Annotated in this window: 18 protein-coding genes; 13 read left to right on the forward strand and 5 right to left on the reverse strand. The window is 33.3% G+C overall.

Going from position 1 to position 18,568, the window contains the following annotated elements; genetic code table 11:
* Window positions 1-279: 279 nt before the first annotated feature.
* From BW939_RS15080 to BW939_RS15090, 3 genes are read right to left on the reverse strand one after another with little or no spacing between them, the layout of a single operon-like run.
* A complete protein-coding gene (locus tag BW939_RS15080; protein ID WP_050378458.1) occupies window positions 280-522 on the reverse strand; it encodes a hypothetical protein in 243 nt (80 codons plus the stop codon).
* Between the two features lie 43 nt (window positions 523-565).
* The gene (locus tag BW939_RS15085; protein ID WP_050378457.1) at window positions 566-1,153 is read right to left on the reverse strand and encodes a ParA family protein; all 588 of its coding nucleotides are present in this window, start codon (window positions 1,151-1,153) and stop codon (window positions 566-568) included.
* Window positions 1,154-1,193: 40 nt separating this feature from the next.
* Window positions 1,194-2,123 carry a replication initiation protein gene (locus tag BW939_RS15090; protein ID WP_076452847.1) on the reverse strand — a complete coding sequence of 310 codons (930 nt, stop codon included), beginning with the start codon at window positions 2,121-2,123 and terminating at the stop codon, window positions 1,194-1,196.
* Window positions 2,124-3,158: 1,035 nt separating this feature from the next.
* Here BW939_RS15090 and BW939_RS15095 point away from each other — a divergent pair.
* The 5 genes from BW939_RS15095 to BW939_RS15115 all read left to right on the forward strand — a co-directional run bounded on the left by BW939_RS15095 (window position 3,159) and on the right by BW939_RS15115 (window position 7,804).
* Window positions 3,159-3,566 carry a plasmid mobilization protein gene (locus tag BW939_RS15095; RefSeq protein WP_076452848.1) on the forward strand — a complete coding sequence of 136 codons (408 nt, stop codon included), beginning with the start codon at window positions 3,159-3,161 and terminating at the stop codon, window positions 3,564-3,566.
* Window positions 3,560-4,327: a relaxase/mobilization nuclease domain-containing protein gene (locus tag BW939_RS15100; protein ID WP_050378469.1), complete on the forward strand. Its 768-nt coding sequence runs from the start codon at window positions 3,560-3,562 to the stop codon at window positions 4,325-4,327. The genes BW939_RS15095 and BW939_RS15100 overlap by 7 nt, the downstream gene beginning before the upstream one ends.
* Window positions 4,328-4,755: 428 nt before the next feature.
* A complete protein-coding gene (locus BW939_RS15105) occupies window positions 4,756-6,342 on the forward strand; it encodes a hypothetical protein (protein ID WP_143754002.1) in 1,587 nt (528 codons plus the stop codon).
* A 5-nt stretch (window positions 6,343-6,347) separates the two neighbouring features.
* Window positions 6,348-6,845 (forward strand): hypothetical protein, encoded by a 498-nt coding sequence (locus BW939_RS15110; RefSeq protein ID WP_050378464.1) that lies wholly within the window; start codon window positions 6,348-6,350, stop codon window positions 6,843-6,845.
* A 74-nt stretch (window positions 6,846-6,919) separates the two neighbouring features.
* A complete protein-coding gene (locus BW939_RS15115; RefSeq protein ID WP_050378465.1) occupies window positions 6,920-7,804 on the forward strand; it encodes a T9SS type A sorting domain-containing protein in 885 nt (294 codons plus the stop codon).
* Between the two features lie 52 nt (window positions 7,805-7,856).
* On the opposite strand, the gene BW939_RS15120 is transcribed toward BW939_RS15115, so the two are convergent.
* On the reverse strand, window positions 7,857-10,820 hold the full coding sequence (locus tag BW939_RS15120) for a Tn3 family transposase (protein ID WP_076452844.1): 2,964 nt from the start codon (window positions 10,818-10,820) through the stop codon (window positions 7,857-7,859).
* Window positions 10,821-10,974: 154 nt separating this feature from the next.
* On the opposite strand from BW939_RS15120, the gene BW939_RS15125 reads away from it, so the two are divergent.
* From BW939_RS15125 to BW939_RS15160, 8 genes are all read left to right on the forward strand, one after another.
* Complete coding sequence (locus tag BW939_RS15125) at window positions 10,975-11,565, forward strand: recombinase family protein (protein WP_076452857.1); 591 nt, start codon at window positions 10,975-10,977, stop codon at window positions 11,563-11,565.
* Window positions 11,566-11,644: 79 nt separating this feature from the next.
* Window positions 11,645-12,184, forward strand: coding sequence for an IS5 family transposase (locus tag BW939_RS15130; protein WP_228417256.1), 540 nt, complete (start codon window positions 11,645-11,647; stop codon window positions 12,182-12,184).
* A gap of 549 nt (window positions 12,185-12,733) precedes the next feature.
* Entirely contained in the window at window positions 12,734-13,807 is a 1,074-nt protein-coding gene (locus BW939_RS15135; protein WP_076452850.1) for an RHS repeat-associated core domain-containing protein, read from the forward strand.
* Complete coding sequence (locus tag BW939_RS15140) at window positions 13,779-14,231, forward strand: hypothetical protein (protein WP_123891596.1); 453 nt, start codon at window positions 13,779-13,781, stop codon at window positions 14,229-14,231. Before BW939_RS15135 ends, BW939_RS15140 begins: the two co-directional genes overlap by 29 nt.
* A 65-nt stretch (window positions 14,232-14,296) precedes the next feature.
* Window positions 14,297-14,575 (forward strand): RHS repeat-associated core domain-containing protein, encoded by a 279-nt coding sequence (locus BW939_RS15145; RefSeq protein ID WP_076452852.1) that lies wholly within the window; start codon window positions 14,297-14,299, stop codon window positions 14,573-14,575.
* Between the two features lie 14 nt (window positions 14,576-14,589).
* The gene (locus tag BW939_RS15150; RefSeq protein WP_076452853.1) at window positions 14,590-15,456 is read left to right on the forward strand and encodes a hypothetical protein; all 867 of its coding nucleotides are present in this window, start codon (window positions 14,590-14,592) and stop codon (window positions 15,454-15,456) included.
* Window position 15,457: 1 nt separating this feature from the next.
* The gene (locus tag BW939_RS15155) at window positions 15,458-15,823 is read left to right on the forward strand and encodes a hypothetical protein (RefSeq protein WP_076452854.1); all 366 of its coding nucleotides are present in this window, start codon (window positions 15,458-15,460) and stop codon (window positions 15,821-15,823) included.
* Between the two features lie 177 nt (window positions 15,824-16,000).
* Entirely contained in the window at window positions 16,001-16,675 is a 675-nt protein-coding gene (locus BW939_RS15160; protein WP_228417258.1) for an ATP-binding protein, read from the forward strand.
* Between the two features lie 97 nt (window positions 16,676-16,772).
* Here the strand turns inward: BW939_RS15160 and BW939_RS15165 are convergent, their stop codons facing one another.
* Window positions 16,773-18,464, reverse strand: coding sequence for a relaxase/mobilization nuclease domain-containing protein (locus BW939_RS15165; protein WP_076452856.1), 1,692 nt, complete (start codon window positions 18,462-18,464; stop codon window positions 16,773-16,775).
* Window positions 18,465-18,568 lie beyond the last annotated feature (104 nt).

Raw genomic sequence — 18,568 nt, forward strand, 5'->3', positions numbered from 1 at the left:
GAATTGGTCGCTTTTTATGGTTCCCGTTGTATAATATAAGTTCAAGGAATTTTTAAAGCCGATAGTACTTTTGGAAAAACAAACTATTTATTTAAAAAGCAATATATATAATATGAAAGATTTTATTAAACAATTGAAACCCCACCCTGTCGCAATAGTGGGAGCGCTAATTTTATTAGCAGGAGTAATTATGTATTCCGTAACAGTTAAAAAGAATGTAGAAGTTCAGATACCGGACTACTTCATTTTTAAAGCAACGGATTAAAGATTATCTAATCCTTAATCCGTTGTTTCATTAAAATATTTTTCATCAATGGCAGAGTTTATTAAATTTCTCACGGTGGTTTTTTTATCCAAAGCCATTTGTTTTAACTGTTGCAATTTTGTTTCAGGAAGTGATAATAAAAAAGTCTTTTCAATTGGTTTTATAATACCGTTCTTATTTTCCTGTATTGGAGTTGTAGCCTTTTGAGAAAGGATTTTTCCTAATAAATTACTTGTTGAATTATCTTTTTTTGTCATATACTTATATACTTATATGTTTATATGTGCATATATTTATATGCTATATTGCTAATACTGTTAAAATCTCATTTGTTAATGCTTCTATTTGGGATAGAGCTTTTTTATTATCTTCTACTCCATTATGCAGAGCTGAACGAGAAAAAACCACCAAATCGGAAACCATTGTTTGAGCAACTGTAATATTATATTCGTTCAATTGAGATTTAATTTCTTCAGTTAAAGAAGTATTGGGCTTAACCATATTGAAGACAATGAGTGCCTTTTTTTCTCCTTTAGATTGTTTTACTATCTCAATAGTCGACCTAATTGCAAGAACATCAAAAACCCCTGCTTTTGTAGGAATAATAATTATATTGGCAAGACTGCACAGCTCAGGCAGTTTATTGGATAGATATGGGGGAGTATCAATAAAAACAAAATCAAGATCAGAATTTTTCAGTTCCGGTAATTTGTCTGGGGAGAGAATGGGAACAGGAGAAAAATCTTTAAAATCAGATAAAGACCCCTGCACATCCATATCCACAATACAAACCTTTGCTTTGGCTTTAAGATGTACAGCAAGGTTATAAGTTAGTGTTGATTTTCCAACACCTCCTTTTTGATGTGTAGTAAGAATAAAATAAGGCATATATGTTTATATGTATATATATTTATATGCAAATATATAATTAATTCTTTACAGGTAAAATACCTTTTTTCTGATATACACCTACCAAGTAACCGACAGAATTTTCAATTTTTAGTTTTCTCTGTCTTATCTTCTCATTCAACTCTGTAATTAAGATATCAAAATCCTTTTCTTTTTCTTTTCCGGCAATCAGCTCCGCCTGTTCCTGGCTGAAGCCATAGGTGACCAATTTTGAAGCAAATTTTTGAATGTTTATTGGTTTTTCAAAGTCAATCTCCAATTGTTTGAATTTTTGTGAATTAATATGTAGGGTAATCCAATAGAACTCTCTCCCTTTTTTTTTCAATTCATAATCAAGTTCAATATCTGTATTTTCTGAAATTTGTTTTCGGGCAATATCCAAAACTTTAATTTTAAAATCACTTATTCTTTCAAATTGTTCGTTACCTTTTTTGTCAATTAATCCAAGCATTTTTTTGAGTTCCGGGATTTCAAATCTTTTTGTTCCTATACTCCTCCATTGACAAGCAATTGCGTACAATCTTTTAGCATATTTTGAAGAGCAGTTTAAAACAGATTTTAATTGTAAAGCTGTGAAATTATTTTTAAGATCAAAAAAGTAAGGTTTAGCTGTTTCGTTTATTTTAATAGTAAAAGAGCCTGACCCTTTAATATAATCCACATATTCAAAAAGCCAAAGTTGACGATATTTTTCTGGTGTTTCTATCTCAAACATTCTACTTCCAATATCTTCGGTAGCATCTCTTAATTGCTTATAATTCCATTTACGTCCTGTAATTACTTCAATATCGTGAGTATGGATCGTATATTCCAACTTATCTTTTTCAAGACAAGAAAGCACCATAAAAAGAATATCTAACATACAGGCTGAATAATCATATCTACCGGAAGTGATTACATTGTGTTGAAAAACAAGTTTATCATCTTTGTTTACGTCAATCAATTGCATAACTGCTTTTTTTAGAAACAAATATAATAATAAAAACGGCATTTAAAAACATCTGTCGATAATATATAGCGTGTTCAGCTTATAAAAAGTCGTTTTTAGCTTATAAAAGGTCGTTTTAAACTTATAAAAGGTCGTTTTAAACTTATAAAAGGTCGTTTTAAACTTATAAAAGGTCGTTTTTAAACTTGCAATATTTTGATATTTAGTAACTTACAAGACCTTAAAATAGTAAAATAAGAAAGTAATAAATATTTTAAAAGAATACGTTTGTTCAATCGGACTTTTATCTTTTCCATTGAAGCGAAAATTTTCCGGACATTCTGTGATGTGCAGGGTGAAAGAAAAACAAAAGGAAGAAAAACAGAGTTTCTAATAAATCGGGTTGCGGGCAAATACTATGTAGTACATAGTATAAATTGATAGATATAAACTATTATTAGTGTGGTGATTTGGTAAGCTGTTCGGCTGTCTGATGGCGATATCGCTTCCGGAAGTAATCTGAATTTGCCCTTCAGCTTTTCTGTTTTTGCCCTTTATTATTTGCAGAATATTTGGGGTATTCTTAACTGTTCCGTATTTTAAATTTTTGTTTGTGGGCAATCTGAAGTATTATCATTTTGGACTGTTTGATAATAGGTAAGAGCTGAGCGACATTTTGGAATTATGGGGAGCTGTACCTGGGTAAAATAAGCATAGGTTGCAGAATAAAAAAGAAATTGCTAAATTTGGTATACTGATACATGTTTTTAGTAAGGGCAAGTAGTACCTTTTGACGTCAAAAACCTACACTTCGTTGTAGATTTTTGCCACAAAAGGACAACTTGGTTCATTCCTATCGTCATAAACGGACAAACATACCGCTTAAAGACAGGCTGTGCCTGAGACATTTTTATAGTCGGAAAAAACAATAAAAAAGGAAGAAAATAAAAACAGCTCCTCTGTGCACAAGGAGCTGAAAATTTATTAATTTATGAAAAATTAAAAAGTTGAAAAAAAATTATTTCGATGCACTAATATACAAAATACCTCGAACTTATGGAAGGTCAAAATATGGCAGACTGGGAATCTGAATTTATAGAAGATTTTAAGAAAGTCGATAGGCAAAATCAATATAGAGAGCAAGGAAAGCTTGGCGGTCGCCCGAAGCTTTCCGCATCAAAGTCAGAGCGTTTAGCCCTTCGTTTTACCGTTTCTGAAATGAAAATGCTAAAAGAAAGAGCAGATAAAAAACATCTGAAGCTTACCGATTACAGCCGGATCATTCTCTTAGAAAAAGAAATTCCGGACTATGAAAAAAACGATACGCTCACAGAATATGCAACCAACTTCCGGAGAATCGCCAATTATATGAAGAAAGAAATGTTTACCGAAAAAGAACGAGCAGATCTGCTCGAAGAAATTGAAGCAACGATTAAAGGCATAAGAACACAGGTCAAATGGTAATCTCGGCATCTACAAGAAATGTAAGTCCTACATCGATTCAGTACCAACAGAGCGATAAGGAGCAGAGTGTTGAAGTGTGCCGGAACAGGCTTTCCGGAGAGAAACCAAAAGACCTTTTTGCGGAATTTAAAGAAATTGCAGACTGTAATACGAGAACGGAGAAAAAATACGTTACTGCTGTGATCTCGCCCCCAAAGGAATACAGCCAAAATTTGAGCCTTACCGATTGGGCGAAGCTCGCAGAGGACTATTTAAAGCGTGAAGGCATCGGAAAAGACAATCAATATTTAGTGCATCTGCACCAAAGTACGGACGATAAGCACCTGCATATTATCGCCAACCGTATCGATAAGCAGGGCAAAAATAAGGTTACCAGCCATAATCTCGGAACACGAGCTGCAGACCATGCAGAAATCTTGTCAAAAGAGCGAAACTGGAAGACCGCAAAGGAGATCAGCGGAGAGAAGAAAGCAGAAATAAAAAATGTACTTCTTGAGGAAAAAAGTCAAAGTCGGAGCTTGGGCGATCTTGTTTCAAGAATGGATAATCGGGGCTATATTATGCAGATCAGCGAAAACGCCAAAGGCTTGAACGGTGCAAGGATCATCCCGAAAGCCGACATTAATATAAATCCTTCAGTTTTAGAAAAAGTAACAAAACAGGGTTTTAAATTAAGCGACATCGATCCGAAACTGAAGATTAAAAAAATTGCCTTAGACCTCGCAAAAAGCATTGGAAAAGACAGAGGAATGTCATATTAAAATAAAAAAATGCTATTATGGAAGAAAACAACAATCAAAATCCGGCAAGGCTCAGTCCTGCGGAAACGGTAGAACAGATCAAAATCACAACGGAAGCTCTGAACAGGGGTCAGTCGACGAAACGGAAAACATAGCACGTTAATGATGGAATCTATTAAGTATTGATAAGTAATTTATTATAACTATTCAGTTAACGAATTTTCATTAAAGATTTGAGTATAAAAAATCAGTATAATTATTTATTCTGAAATTCAGTTTTTATTTTATATTTAGCTAGTTAAAAATTTATAATAATGATAAAACAAAACGACAAATTAAAACTGAGGCAATTATTTCTTTATGTCCTTTCAATAGGGTTAATTTCCTTTCAAATTTCGTGTAAGGACGAATTAGCAGAAGTCCAAAATGAACAAGCTTTTAAAGAGGAATTGAACAATACTCTTTCAGCGAGAACTTTTTCGGGAGATTCGATTATGTTAGAGAATCCATATTCTACGGAAAATATGACAAAAGCTTTTCAAACCATAAAAGATAAAAATCCTGAATATGGGTTCGGAGAATTTGATATTCATACCACTCATTATTATCTTAAATTTACTCCTGAAAATGAAGAAGAGGTGGGATTACTAAAACGGGACTCTACAATTCATTATTTTGATTATAGGTTAGATGCAGAGTATAGAGAAGGATACTTGGAAAATAGAAATCCAGATAGAGATACTATTTCAGTATATTATACTGCAGTTCCTGTTGGAAAAATTCTTCCTAACGTAAAACATGAAATTTTAAGTGAATTATATATTCCTGAACAGGATCAATATTTTGCTGATATTAAAGATTACAAAGAATATGAGGTAACGGGTAGAGTTGAAAATAAAACAGATCTTTTCAATAATCTTTTATTTTCTGCTTACGAACAAACAGGTAACGAGAATGAGTTGCTGACAGAAAATTCAACCCCGCAAGCGAGATGGATTTTTGGAACTAAATGGTATCCTAGTGGAAGCATACGCGTCCAGGATGATATAGCCGGGTTAAGACCCGTAACCGGCGCTCAAGTTTTAATGCGACAATGGTTTACTGTTGCACAAGGAATAACAGATGGAAACGGAAATTTTTCCACTTCTTCTGTTCGTGGAAAAGCTCGATATGTTATTCAGTGGGAAAGATATAATTATAGCGTTCGTGATGGATCTTTTTTTCAGGCAGAAACACATGGTCCCGATGTGAAACAACAGTCTTGGCATCCTATCCTAAATGGAGGTAAAGATGAATATCACGCTTTAATACACCAAGCAGCCCATGACTTCTATTATGGAAATAGATTTGCTCTAATATCACCTCCAATGAATAATCATTTTTATAATTTTGGCAGACAGACTCAGATAAAAATTGCAGGTAGATTATCAAATTCTGGTCCTACATCTTCCTTTTCTCATTTAAGAAGTGAAATTACATTTGGACTTTCAGCTCAGGTTCATATAAAAGATTATGGAAAACCATCTGATCAAGTATATGGGACTACAATTCATGAATTAAGCCATGCTTTGCACTCTGTAAAAGATAGATCATCTTATAATGATATTGTGCAAGATTCTTTTTTATCTGGAAATACACAAGTGAGAAAAAGAAATCGTAGATTATTGGAGAGTTGGCCAACTGCAGTGGAAATTCTTATGACTCTAGAAAGATATAGGATAAGATTTAATAATCCAAATTATTTAGTTTATCAAAATCTTACTTTAAATTATCAAAATTATCAATTTAGAACTATCGCAGCAGAGAATTTATATACTTCTGGGATTTATGATATGACAGATACTGTTAATCAAAGAAGGATTTTTGGAGCAGGCTATCCAATGGATCAAGTAGATGGATATACAATTAAAGAGCTGGAAAATGCTTTATCAGGCGCGAGATATTGGAACGACTATAGAGATAAAGTTAAAGTAATGTATCCTAATAAACCTACTAGACCTTTTGTAGATGAATTATTTGCTAACTGGCAAGATTAAAAATAATGAAAACACTACTATTACTAAGTTTTGGTTTGCTTACGATATGCTGTGGAACTGATCAGGGGGAAAGTATTGATTATACATATAGTATATCAAATAATGCTGGACAAAATATCAAATTAGTACCTTACATAAATGGTGTTCCTGAAATGGAAAATGCCATTACACTAGCGAATAACGAAAAATTCACCAAAAAATATACGTATAAGCCACCAGGTGCAGCTGGCTTTAATATGACAGGATTGTTTAAAGCAACAGCAGCTGGAAGTATTACTCATGTAGGTGTAATTTACAATAATAACCATATAAATCTTTTTACTGTATTCTCAGAACAGTGTCCAACATGTGCTAATATTCCTAATAATCCCTATCCGATTATTTATAATGAAAATATTAGAAATTTGTTTAATATAAGTTTCAATGATGAACAAGTAGAAACTTATTCAATAACTTCTGAAGATTATCAGAATGCTACTGATTGTGGTGGCAATTGCTATTAAAGAAAAAGATTAAGAGTCCGTTTCATACCTAGTAAAAACGGACTCTTTTTTATAACAAATAAAAAATTTCAAATATGGATAAAAAACTACTTTTAATTTTTGCAATAACCTTAAGTCTATTTGCTTTCAGTCAAAACATTTCTTTTGAAACTTCTGAAGGATACACGTTAGGAAATCTTCCAGGCCAACAGGGCTGGTCGAGATGGGGAGGCGTTACTACGAGTAGTGCTAAAGTGATAAATACCACAGCATCAATTGGTTCAAACTCTGTGACTGTTACAAGTAATAGTAGTGGTACCAGTGGAGGGGTTACAAAAAGTATTTCTGGTTTTACAAAGACCGAATATTCGTTTGATTACAAAATTTCTGCTGTTGGATCTTCAGAATATCATATGGTTGTACAAGATCTTGACGATAATATCGTAGGCGGTTTCAACATTGAGCCAAGTCAAGGCGGACTGCTTGTATATAACGGAGTTATAGACGATGGTGTAGCTACATCTGTAAACATTTCTGCAAATACGTGGTATAATTTTAAACTAATTGCAAATTTGGCAACACACACCGTAACTTATTATTTAAACAATATCTTACTCGGAAGCCAACCTATTTCAAATAGTGTTATGGGGTTTAATGTTCTCAACTTCGTTTATGATAACGAAGGATCTGGTTTTACAATGGATAACATTAAAATTTTAAATGCTGATCTTCTTTCTACTTCGGAAAACAATTATAACGATAAAATAGATGTTTATCCTAACCCCACTTCAGATTTCATTAATATCAAAATAAAAGAAGTCGTAAAATCAATTGAAATTTTTGATCTTTCCGGAAAATTGATTTTAAAAGATGTTTCCGGGAAAAAAGAGATCTCTATTTCACATTTACAAAACGGATCATATATACTGAAAGTAAACACAAAAGAATCTGCGTACACTAAAAAGTTCATTAAAAACTAGAAATATATAGTTTTTTATAATCACTCTTATCTTAATGTGATAAGAGTGATTATTATAAAGAATTTCTTAGCGATCTAAACTCTCCTTTTTTAAACTTGATACGATCTTCCCAAACATAGTCTCCGGTAAGGTGAATATGTTCCCATCCTAAAGGAGAAAGGTGTTGAAGTAATTCTTCATTAATTTCTTCGCCCTGTTCTTTCAGGTGCTGCACTGCTTTTTCAATATAAACCGTATTCCATAGAACAATAGCAGCAGTAACCAGATTAAGACCGCTTGCCTTATACCGTTGATTTTCAAAGCTTCGTTCTCTGACTTCTCCAAACCTGTTAAAATATACAGCTCTTGCCAAAGCGTTTCTGGCTTCACCTTTATTAAGTCCTGCGGTAACTCTGCGTCTAAGTTCCGGACTCATGTACCAGTCGAGCATAAATAAAGTTCTTTCTATTTTACCCAATTCTCGTAATGCTACAGCCAGTCCGTTCTGCCGTGGATAACTTCCAATCTTCTTGACAATCAGTGAAGCCGTAACAGTTCCATTTTTTATGGAAGCAGCCAATCTTAGAATTTCATCCCAGTTTTGAATAATCTTTTTACTGTTGATGGTTCCTCCTATATGTTCTGATAACGCAGAATAGCTCGTAGATGTTTCAGGAATAAATAACTTCTTATCATTCAAATCTCTGATTCTTGGAGCAAATTTAAATCCCAGTAACTGCATCAAAGCGAATACATGATCGGTAAACCCCGAAGTATCCGTATAATGTTCTTCTATCTGCAGTTCAGATTCATGATAGAGAAGCCCATCCAAAACATAGGTTGCATCCCTTACTCCTACATTGATAACCTTGGTATGAAAAGGTGCGTATTGGTCGGAGATATGAGTGTAAAACTGAACTCCGGGACTGCTTCCATATTTTGGATTAATATTTCCGGTTCTCTGCGCATAACTGCCTGTAGCAAACCTTTGACCGTCCGAAGAAGATGTTTTGCCCTCTCCCCAGTAAGAAGAAAATGAGTGATCGGATTGAGTATTGATAATTTTCGCTAAAGCTGAAGAATACGTTTCGTCTCGGATATGCCACGCCTGAAGCCATGAGAGTTTTGCATAGGAAGTTCCCGGAGAAGCTTCCGACATTTTTCTTAAACCTAAATTAATGGCATCTGACAGTATTACAGTGAGTAACAAATTTTTGTCACTGGCTTTATTTCCGGATTTCAGATGAATGAACTGATCTGTAAAGCCCGTCCACTGATCGACTTCTTTCAAAAGATCTGTGATTTTAATAAGAGGAAGCAGACTGTATATTTTTTTTGCTAAAACTTCAACTTCTTCAGGAACTGTATTTTCAAGAGGTTTAATCTTTATTCTGTCATTAATAATAGAAGATTCAGGGAGTTCATTATTTTCAATGAGCTTACATACTATTTGTATTTTATTTGAAAGAAGTTCCATTCGCTCCGAAAGAAACTCTTCTGCATTCAATGCTACATCCAGAGGAACTTGATTTTCATCTTTCATTTCAACGAATCTGCCTGCAGGAATAAGATAATCTTCAAAATCTTTGTACTGTCTTGAACCCTGTACCCAAAGATCACCGGAACGCAAATGGTTTTTCAGTTCAGAAAATATACATAGTTCATAAAACTTTCTATCTATACCGTTCTCTGTAAATACCAGTTCTTCCCATCTTTTTCTGATAAAACCTGATGGAATTTTTTCCGGTAGTTTTTTTATTTTTCCTTCATACAGGTCAATCAAGATACCTACTGCCTTTAGAATATCTTCTGCTACAGGGGCAGAGCGGAGTTCCAACTCTTTCAGAAATTCTCCACCATATTTTTTTATCGTAAAGTATTTATCGGATATAAAATAAAGAGAGTCAAAATTTTGTTTAGCTGTTAAGTTCTTGGCTTCTGAAATACTTTGAGCCAGAGCGTCCCATGAAATAACTGACTCAACAGCATCGAAAGGATCTTCTCCTGTTTCCTTGGCATCCAGAAGTGCGCTGCCAACTTTAAAAAATATACCGAGCTGCTCACCCATGGATTTTCCGGAATCCTGCATTTTTTGAGTTTGCGTATTCTTGGCATATCTGAACAAAGAACCGATGATCTTATCATTCATTTCTATGATTTCATCGATGATGGAAGCTTTGGTTTCCAGAAGTATTGCCACCAATGTTGCGTATCTCCTGGATTCTTCAAAATCCCTTAGATGCTGTGGTGTCATCTGTCTTCCTTCTCTGGCTATTTTTAGTAATCGGTTCTGATGAATATCCTTACCAATATCTTTTGGAAGATTGATCTCTTTTATTGTCTTCAACCTCTTTATATGCATCAGTAAAAACTTTGAATTGACCGCCTGTGGGGATTGCTTGAGCCAATTTAGTTGACTGATGCTGCTTTTTTCCTGTAAGTTGAGAAGAGCATCTAATAACTGTTTCTGATGATTGGACAATGAAGAACTCAGGCTATCATAAATTTGCTTTTCCGCATTAATAAGAGCTTCCGAGCAAAGCCTTTCAATTGTTCCAGTTGCAGGGAGTAAGATTTTATTTTTACGAAGAAATTTAACTAATTCTTCTGCCACAACAAATCCTTTATCTGTTTTGAGAGCTATTTCTTGTAACAACCCTTTGTAGACCGTATAATCTATGATTGTAAATATTCGAAATCCATAAACAGATTGCAGTATGCTTATATATTCTCTCCTTGTTTGCTCTCTTTTTCCATAGTTTTCCCATTCTAAAACATTTATTCCTAGTTGACTGCTAATAAACTGTAAGATTTGTCGATCAGGATATAACTCAGGAGCTAAAATAATCCCTGGATGTCTCATATAACTGAGATTAACTGCAAATCCCAACTTATTGGTGTTTGTTCTACAATGATTTTTTATTATTGAAAAATCATTTTCCGATAAAGAATAGTTGATGATTAATTCTTCATCAGTTTCTGGAATTTTAATTAACTCTTTTATCTCAAACTCTGATAATACTTGTTTTCTAGGCATAAAAATATTTTTTCTTAAGTAAAATAAAACGTCCGTTTACTTGTACTTTTTTGTGTTTTCTGAAAATTACGTTTTAAAATAAAAATAAGTAAAAAAAACTAGTATAATAAATTGAGTATATTTATTTAAATTTTTAATGCAATTATCTATACTTATGAAAATTGGATATATCAGAATATCAACACAGGATCAAAATTATAATCTGCAGGAAGACGCTTTAAATAAATTAGGATGTGAAATGATTTTTAAGGAAACAGTTTCCGGAGCTACAAAGGAAAGACCACAACTCAAAAAATTATTAGAGCAAATTCGTAAGGGTGATGTTGTAGTTGTTTATAAATTAGACAGACTTGGAAGATCTTTAAAACACCTGTTAGAAATTGTCGAAATATTAAATTCTAAAAATGTAGCTCTACAAAGCTTGCATGACAACATAGACACTACGACTCCGCAAGGAAGATTATTTTTTAATATTTCCGCATCCTTTGCAGAATTTGAAAAGGATCTAATCAGGGAAAGAACAAAAGCAGGCTTGGAGGCAGCACGGGAAAGAGGTAAGAAAGGAGGTCGCAGGAAAGGATTAAGTAAGGAAGCTCAGCAAAAAGCTATTATTGCAGAAAATTATTATAATGAGGGGATAAAAAGTGTCAACGAAATTGCTGCCGACTTGAAGATTTCAAAAATGACAATGTATAAATATTTAAGAGAAAGAAATGTGGAAATAAAGGTTTACAATAGAAAGTAATTTATTCAGTCTATAAAAAATAATTATTTAATAGATTCTATCCTTAACGTGCTATATTTTCCGTTTCGTCGACTGACCCCTGCTTCTTTCTAAATTACGGGAAAAAATCAGATTAAAAAGAAATCAAAAAAAAGAACCAAGTTTAGGTATAATGGATAGTCAAAGTGTAAGATGGGGGAACAACCGTGCATTAAATGGTTTTGACGGGAATAAAAAAGTAAAAGGAATTAAAAGACATGTGGTAGTTGATAAAAACGGGTTTTTATTAGCAATAATGGTTACTGTAGCCAACGTTCATGACAGTAAAGCTGTAGATTTTCTCATGAGAACTTTGGCATATTTCTTATCTCCGGTGAAGATTATTCTTGCTGATGGAGGTTACAGAGGCGAAGTCATAGAACAGGTAAAAAATAAGTTTGGTTATCTAATAAATGTGGTGATGAGAAACGATGAAAAGAAAAAAGATTTTAAGCCTATTTCCAAAAGATGGATTATTGAGAGAACTTTCGCTTGGTTTGATAATGATAGAAGATTGTGTCGGAATTATGAACTCCTGATGGAAAATTCAGAAAACATGGTCAAATTATCCGCTTTAAAAAATTTATTGAATAAAATTTAAACAGACTCTTAAAGTCTTCAATAGTCTAGTAATTTAGGGCATTGATCCCGATTTGGAAATGTATCTCAGCATAAACAGGAGGATCATACAAAAGGTAAAAATGAAGAAGAACTCACACGTCTATAGAGATCTGGATCATATCTTAATTATAAAGATGGTGAAACAACCCTAGATGAAGACAATACGGTTACGCAAGATACAAGTACATCTTTTATATCCCAACCAGCTGATATGATTCAAAAGAATTTATCGGGAGATAATGATCTTAAATTATTGTCTTTTGGAGTAACATTAAAATTTTTTTATAGTCTGATTAAAGAAGTTTGAAATTGATTTTAAAAGAAATATATATTGACCCTGATCTAGAAAGTGATTCTAAAGGATACCAATTAGGATTTCCCGCGCCGCAAGGTGGCCTCTTTGCGGAATAAAGTCAGTTAAATAATTCAGCTTCTATGCAAGGCGGACAAATTTGTGAAGCATGAACGCAATTTTTTTCTGATGAATGTATGGCAGATTACACGCCACTAGAAAGATAATGGTGGTAATGTGACCAACTGGTATGAGTACATGCCATACGGCGAAATGCTGATGGAAAATACCACATTCAGTTACGACAACCCGAACAAATACAATGCGAAAGAATATGACATGGCTACCGGTTACTATTTTTATGGAGCAAGATATTATGATCCTAAACGTAGTTTCTGGTTATCTGTAGACCCGTTATCTGAAATTACCAATTCTCCTTATGCTTATGTTTGGAATGATCCTGTTAACTTTGCAGATCCTACGGGGTTGATGGGGGAAAAGCTAAATAAACCAGATGATTGGGGAAGAAAAGGCGATAAGTGGGAATGGAAAAAAGAGATAACTAAACATAATTATAAAAAACTTGGTTATGATGGGTATTCAGATGGTAAAACCAATAATACTTACAATTCAGATAAAGGTACCTTTGTTGTGCTAGGTGAAAACGGGAATTGGTCTGAAAATTTATACTCACAATCAAATCTTCAATCACCTCCAAAACAGGCTTGGTATGATATATATAAAAATATAGGTTCTAATGCTCCAACTATAAGTTCTCCAAGTCCTTCCAGAGGAAGAAGTCATTTTGATTATGTTATGGTTGATTCAAATCCTCTAATGAAAGAAATTGCTAAGAGAGTTTGTGTTCCATGCGGCAATGTCGCTGATGCTATAGAGATGGCAGTTGATATACATACATCAGCTACAAGTTCGGGATCTAAAAAGGTTACAATGGATCCAAGACACTTCTTAGACTCAAATTCCATTGCAAAAGGAAAAACAATGGATTCAACTGTTGGTCCTAGGGAATTATTGGCAAAAGATTTAGCAAGTTACAATTTGGGTTGGTATAAACAATCCGGTCATGATGTTATTATTAACGGTAGAAGATATGGTGTTAAAAATCAAGGATCAACCATATTTCCTAGAAGTGGAGGAGCTCCTGAATTTATTGATTTAACGCAAGGCCAAATAAAAGCCATTCAATTAATAAAAAGAGTTCCTTCAGGCAGCTTAGATAAAGCACTAAAAGGAGCGAAAGTTTCATCAGCAGATGCTAATTTTGCCAGAGAATTTATTAAAAAATATTGATGATATGTTAGTTTTTTATTTAAAAAGTAAAAGGAGAGATTTATATCTAGAAAAAATGTTAAGTGATATTTTTGGATACAAAGAGGCGCAAGTTAAAGAGTTATTGAGTGAAGAAGATTGTTTAATTAGATATGAAAATAGGGTTTTAGATAATATCTCAGAATTTAATGTAGAATTAATCGTTTATATTCAAGATGAGAATCAATTAAATGACGTAAGGCTTGATAATAATATTACACTTGGAATTCTGATAGCAAATTATTTAAATGAAGAAGTCATAACAGATTACAAGAAAAGTGAACCATATCAGTGGCTTTTATTACGAGAAAATCGTTTTTTTTTAGTGGAAGAAATTGCTCAACAAAATAATGGTATTTGTTTAGAGAATAATAGAATTGAAATCTTTGATATTAATCAGTGTTGATAATACAAACCTTCTTTCTCCGCAAAGTGGGGATTCACTGAGATAAAAACGCCCTGCTCCGCAAAGTGCCATTCAGCGGAGCTTCTATATTATTAAACGGTAAAGGAATTGTCACCAATTGGTATGAATATATGCCGTACGGTGAAATGCTGATGGAAAACACAACCTTCAGCTATGATAACCCTAACAAATATAATGTGAAGGAGCATGATATGGCTACGGGATATTACTATTACGGCGCAAGATATTACGACCCAAAACGTAGTTTCTGGCTATCTGTAGACCCGTTATCTGAAATTACCAATTCTCTCATGCTTATGTTTGGAATGATCCTGTTACCTTAGCAGATCCTACAGGAATGATGGGGGAAAAAGTTGGGGGTAGACCTAAGGATTGGTATAGAGATATTTATGGTAATGTTTCTTGGCATCCAGGTCAAGCAGATCAGATTGAAGGAAAGAATTGTGAAACATTATATCGTATAGGGAGATCAGGATCATATATTAATCAAAAAGGAACAGTAACCGACCTCAATTATGGTTCTACATTTAGCGAAGACAGAAGAAGTAATATGACAGGTACACCAACTCCAATGTCTGGAGCTGCAATGTATGGAAGTAATGCTCCTCAAATTGGCACTCCAGGTACTAGATATGTTAGTTTGAATAACATGGATACCTCTAAAGTCCCAGAATACGATCCCTTCAGTGCTTCCGGATTTCATCCTAAAGTGGAAATGATGAGCAATATGTGGGATGTAGTTGGCTTGGTTTTAGCTAATAATAAGCCCGAAAACACTTATGCTGCAACCGCTGTAGGAATTTTAGCTATAGGGTTATCTAGAGGCAAAGCTACAGATGATGTTTTAAGAGCGGAAGGGAAAACCATAGGTTTAGGAATAGCTGATGATTTGGCCCTTCATCGCGGTACAGGAGCAATTACTTGGAGAGAGGCTGGATGGCAAAAGGCTGGATTAACAGATGTTGATTGGGGGAAAGCTTTTATCGACAAATATCATTTTAAGTCCTCATTTTTAGAAGCAGCAAATAAAGCAAATGCCATAAGATTTGAAGTTTCAAGTTTTAATCCATTTTTTCATAAACCAGGTATAACCAATTTTGAATTTAATCATATAATTAGTAATCCCTCTTTACTACAAAAAACGACATTTATAAAAAATGGGAGTAAGGTTAATTGGGATGGAACGCAATTTTTAAAACCATAGTATGGAAATCGTAACAAGCCTAAATCGAATAAATACGATTTTGCAAAGATTTAAAGGAGACAAAGCTCAATTCTTTTTATATGAAATTAGCCATAAAAAGATTGCAATCAGAATTGTAAATAATAAAACAGATAATGTTATTTATCTAATACTGGCTGATTGTGAATATATTCAAGGAATTTTCTCTTGGAATAATCCTGACTTGTATGTTGAAAAATTTTTTAACGAAAAAAAAATGGACAATTTATATAGATTAGTAGATAAAGTAGCTGACTTCAAATTAGAATGCTTAGCAGGAGTCGTTTTAGTAAAAGGAGTAGAAGATGATTTGGGAAATTCTTTTGAAAATTTTCTTAAGCAAAAATAATTTGGTATTGTTTCAAACATAATTTCCAGCTTTTTATAGAACTATTATCATAAATTACCAACTTCCCTATCTGCAAAGCGTCCTCACTTTGCAGATATTTATTTGGCTATTGCAAGCCAAATAAATACATCCAGAGGAATATGATATGGCCGCGAAATATATGAGATAGGAAATCCTATTGAGGTTCAGATATGGCCTGATAAAATAGAAATATTAAGTTACCCTGGTCCTGTTCCTCCAGTAGATGCTCAAATATTGCAAAGTCAACAACGTATTGTTGCAAGAGATTACCGAAACAGACGTATTGGAGATTTTTTGAAAGAACTTGATCTTACAGAGGGAAGAGGAACTGGTCTTCCCACAATATATAAAGCGATGGAAAGAAACGGTTCTCCACAACCCAGTTTCAATACAGATACGCAGAGTACCTATTTTTTAGCAACATTACCTGCACATCCTTTAGTTGAAATTAAAGCTATTATTAATAAAAGTATTCCTAAAAGTATCAATAGTTTAGATAATGTTATATCTCTTATAAAGTCTATTGATGACGGAGTTAGTGACGGAGTTAATTCTATTGTTGAACATGCTGTTAATAATAAAGCTATTGAAATGCTTAATCAAATGACAGACTGGATTAGTAGAGAGGAAATGTTTACGAAGATAGGATTGGCTAACAACTCAACCAACAGGAAGAGATATCTTGATCCTATACTCGATTTAAATTGGGTGAAAATGAAATATCCGGAAACTCCTACTCACCCTAAGCAACAATACAAAACAACAATATCCGGTAAAAATCTTTTAAAAATTATCTGTGACCATCTATTCCATAACATCGAAAACAATTAGAATGATAATAAAAAAAGTCTCTCGCTAAGCGAAAGACTTTTTACCAAGGATGTAAATACTAATTGAACCTTAATTTATTCTAGAAAAAAAATTTAAGTTATCTCAACCTCATACCTATGTCAATCTTATTTTCATTCTCCCCATCTCTTATCAATCGATCTGGAAGCCAATTGATAATCTCTTTTTTAAGTATACCTATTCTTTCATTTGATTCAAAAAATCTCTCACTTAGAAAAAATGCTTCTTTATCATTAAGTCCAAAATTTTCTTTTAAAAATTCAATTTTATCATCTTCATTTTCCAAAATACTAAAACGCTTGTCTAACCAAAGCAAATCTTTAAAAGTACTTTCATGCTTATAATATTCTAAAAAATTTGTTTTGTAATCTTCTGCAGTACTATACTTCATTCGATTATCTGAATACGATTTAAAATCTGAATGAGAAAGTGACTTTTCAGCTTCTTTGTTTATTGCCACTTCTCTTTCATGAGAAATTCTAAGTCGTTCTTTAAATTCAATGTCCTGCAATTTTTCTTTATACTTTTTAATTTGAGAAATAATTTTTTGTTGAAAGCTCGTCTCATTGCCGATTCCGGAAATTTCCAATTCAGGAGTTTTTGCAAGCTCTTGCTTTGATTTTAATTCTTTATTTTCAGATTTAATTCTGGTCCTTGTGCCTGGTAGCATGAAAAAAGAAATGTCTTGTTGATTCTGACTCATTAGAGTATCATAATCTAATTTCTTCCTCTCAAATTCCATTACTTGTTTTTGAAAAGAAAGTATACTTCTATCAATCCAATCATCAACGACTTTGAGATCAAAGGAATATCTTCCGTAAATAAGTTGATCATCCTGGATCTTAAAATTGGAATCCACAAATGTTTGAAGTAATACATCTTTTCTATTTTCTCCAGCTCTAATTTTTTCTGCTATTTCTTGTGTCGTATTTTTATAATGATCCCCAAAATTTGTCAGCTTCTCAACAGCAGTCAAAAGTTCTTTTTTAGTTTCATCAAAAATTTGTTTTTCAGATCTTATAATTTTATCTGCAGGAATTGGCACTTCATTCGCCTTTTCATTTTCCACTATTGAATCTTTATTTTTCAGACTATAATAGTTTTCTATTGCTTTAGATTTTAACCCTAATTGGGTTCCCTTATAAGCTTGATTGTTGTATCTGAAAGAAATACCTTTTAAAAATCCTTCACTATTAAAATTAGCATTACAATCAATGCCAATTTCTTCTAACTTTTCAAGCAATTCTTTTACATTGAAAGTCTGTTGCATTGAGACATCAATATTATTTCTGAGAAATGTTTTCACATCTCTTATACCTACGCTTTTGTCTAAAAATATTTTCTTTTCATTTCTCTCTTCTTGTGTTGTATACCTGAAACCTTTAGGGTTAGTGGGGTCATAAACAACGGTTCGCCCCAAGGTTCTTCTTAGACCCACTTCGAGTTCTATTTTATCCGCTATAACCTGACATTTGTTGATAATATAACTTGTATTAATATTACTTCTGTCGAAACCGACTTTATTAAGTACAATATGATAATGTTCGTGTGCTGCATCAAAATGCTGAGCAATGATGAATTGATTATTGTCTCTGGTCGCTCCCAGTTCTTCCAAAATTTTATCAAAAATCACTTCACGCATCTCTTCAGAAATTTTTTCTTCCTGATGAAAGCTTATCGATAAATGTAAAACCGGACGACTGCTTCGTGCATTTCTTACCGCAATACTTCGCATTAAATAAGCTTGTTCTGCAACTGTTCCGAAAACCATATTTTCTTCTGTAAATCGTCAGCAAAAAGTGGACTGATTTAGTTCAAAACTAAGAGAGTGTTTTCAAAATCCTTAAATTTGAATTATTATGAAAACACCCAAGA

This window comes from Chryseobacterium piscicola, from assembly GCF_900156685.1.
Lineage (GTDB): Bacteria > Bacteroidota > Bacteroidia > Flavobacteriales > Weeksellaceae > Chryseobacterium > Chryseobacterium piscicola.

What these genes read in the sequence shown, in the direction of transcription:
- BW939_RS15080 (WP_050378458.1), bottom strand. Translation starts at nt 522, where the DNA reads ATGACAAAAAAAGATAATTCAACAAGTAATTTATTAGGAAAAATCCTT.
- BW939_RS15125 (WP_076452857.1), top strand. Translation starts at nt 10,975, where the DNA reads ATGAAAATTGGATATATCAGAATATCAACACAGGATCAAAATTATAAT.
- BW939_RS15090 (WP_076452847.1), bottom strand. Translation starts at nt 2,123, where the DNA reads ATGCAATTGATTGACGTAAACAAAGATGATAAACTTGTTTTTCAACAC.
- BW939_RS15120 (WP_076452844.1), bottom strand. Translation starts at nt 10,820, where the DNA reads ATGCCTAGAAAACAAGTATTATCAGAGTTTGAGATAAAAGAGTTAATT.
- BW939_RS15100 (WP_050378469.1), top strand. Translation starts at nt 3,560, where the DNA reads ATGGTAATCTCGGCATCTACAAGAAATGTAAGTCCTACATCGATTCAG.
- BW939_RS15150 (WP_076452853.1), top strand. Translation starts at nt 14,590, where the DNA reads ATGATGGGGGAAAAAGTTGGGGGTAGACCTAAGGATTGGTATAGAGAT.
- BW939_RS15115 (WP_050378465.1), top strand. Translation starts at nt 6,920, where the DNA reads ATGGATAAAAAACTACTTTTAATTTTTGCAATAACCTTAAGTCTATTT.
- BW939_RS15095 (WP_076452848.1), top strand. Translation starts at nt 3,159, where the DNA reads ATGGAAGGTCAAAATATGGCAGACTGGGAATCTGAATTTATAGAAGAT.
- BW939_RS15155 (WP_076452854.1), top strand. Translation starts at nt 15,458, where the DNA reads ATGGAAATCGTAACAAGCCTAAATCGAATAAATACGATTTTGCAAAGA.
- BW939_RS15110 (WP_050378464.1), top strand. Translation starts at nt 6,348, where the DNA reads ATGAAAACACTACTATTACTAAGTTTTGGTTTGCTTACGATATGCTGT.
- BW939_RS15165 (WP_076452856.1), bottom strand. Translation starts at nt 18,464, where the DNA reads ATGGTTTTCGGAACAGTTGCAGAACAAGCTTATTTAATGCGAAGTATT.
- BW939_RS15085 (WP_050378457.1), bottom strand. Translation starts at nt 1,153, where the DNA reads ATGCCTTATTTTATTCTTACTACACATCAAAAAGGAGGTGTTGGAAAA.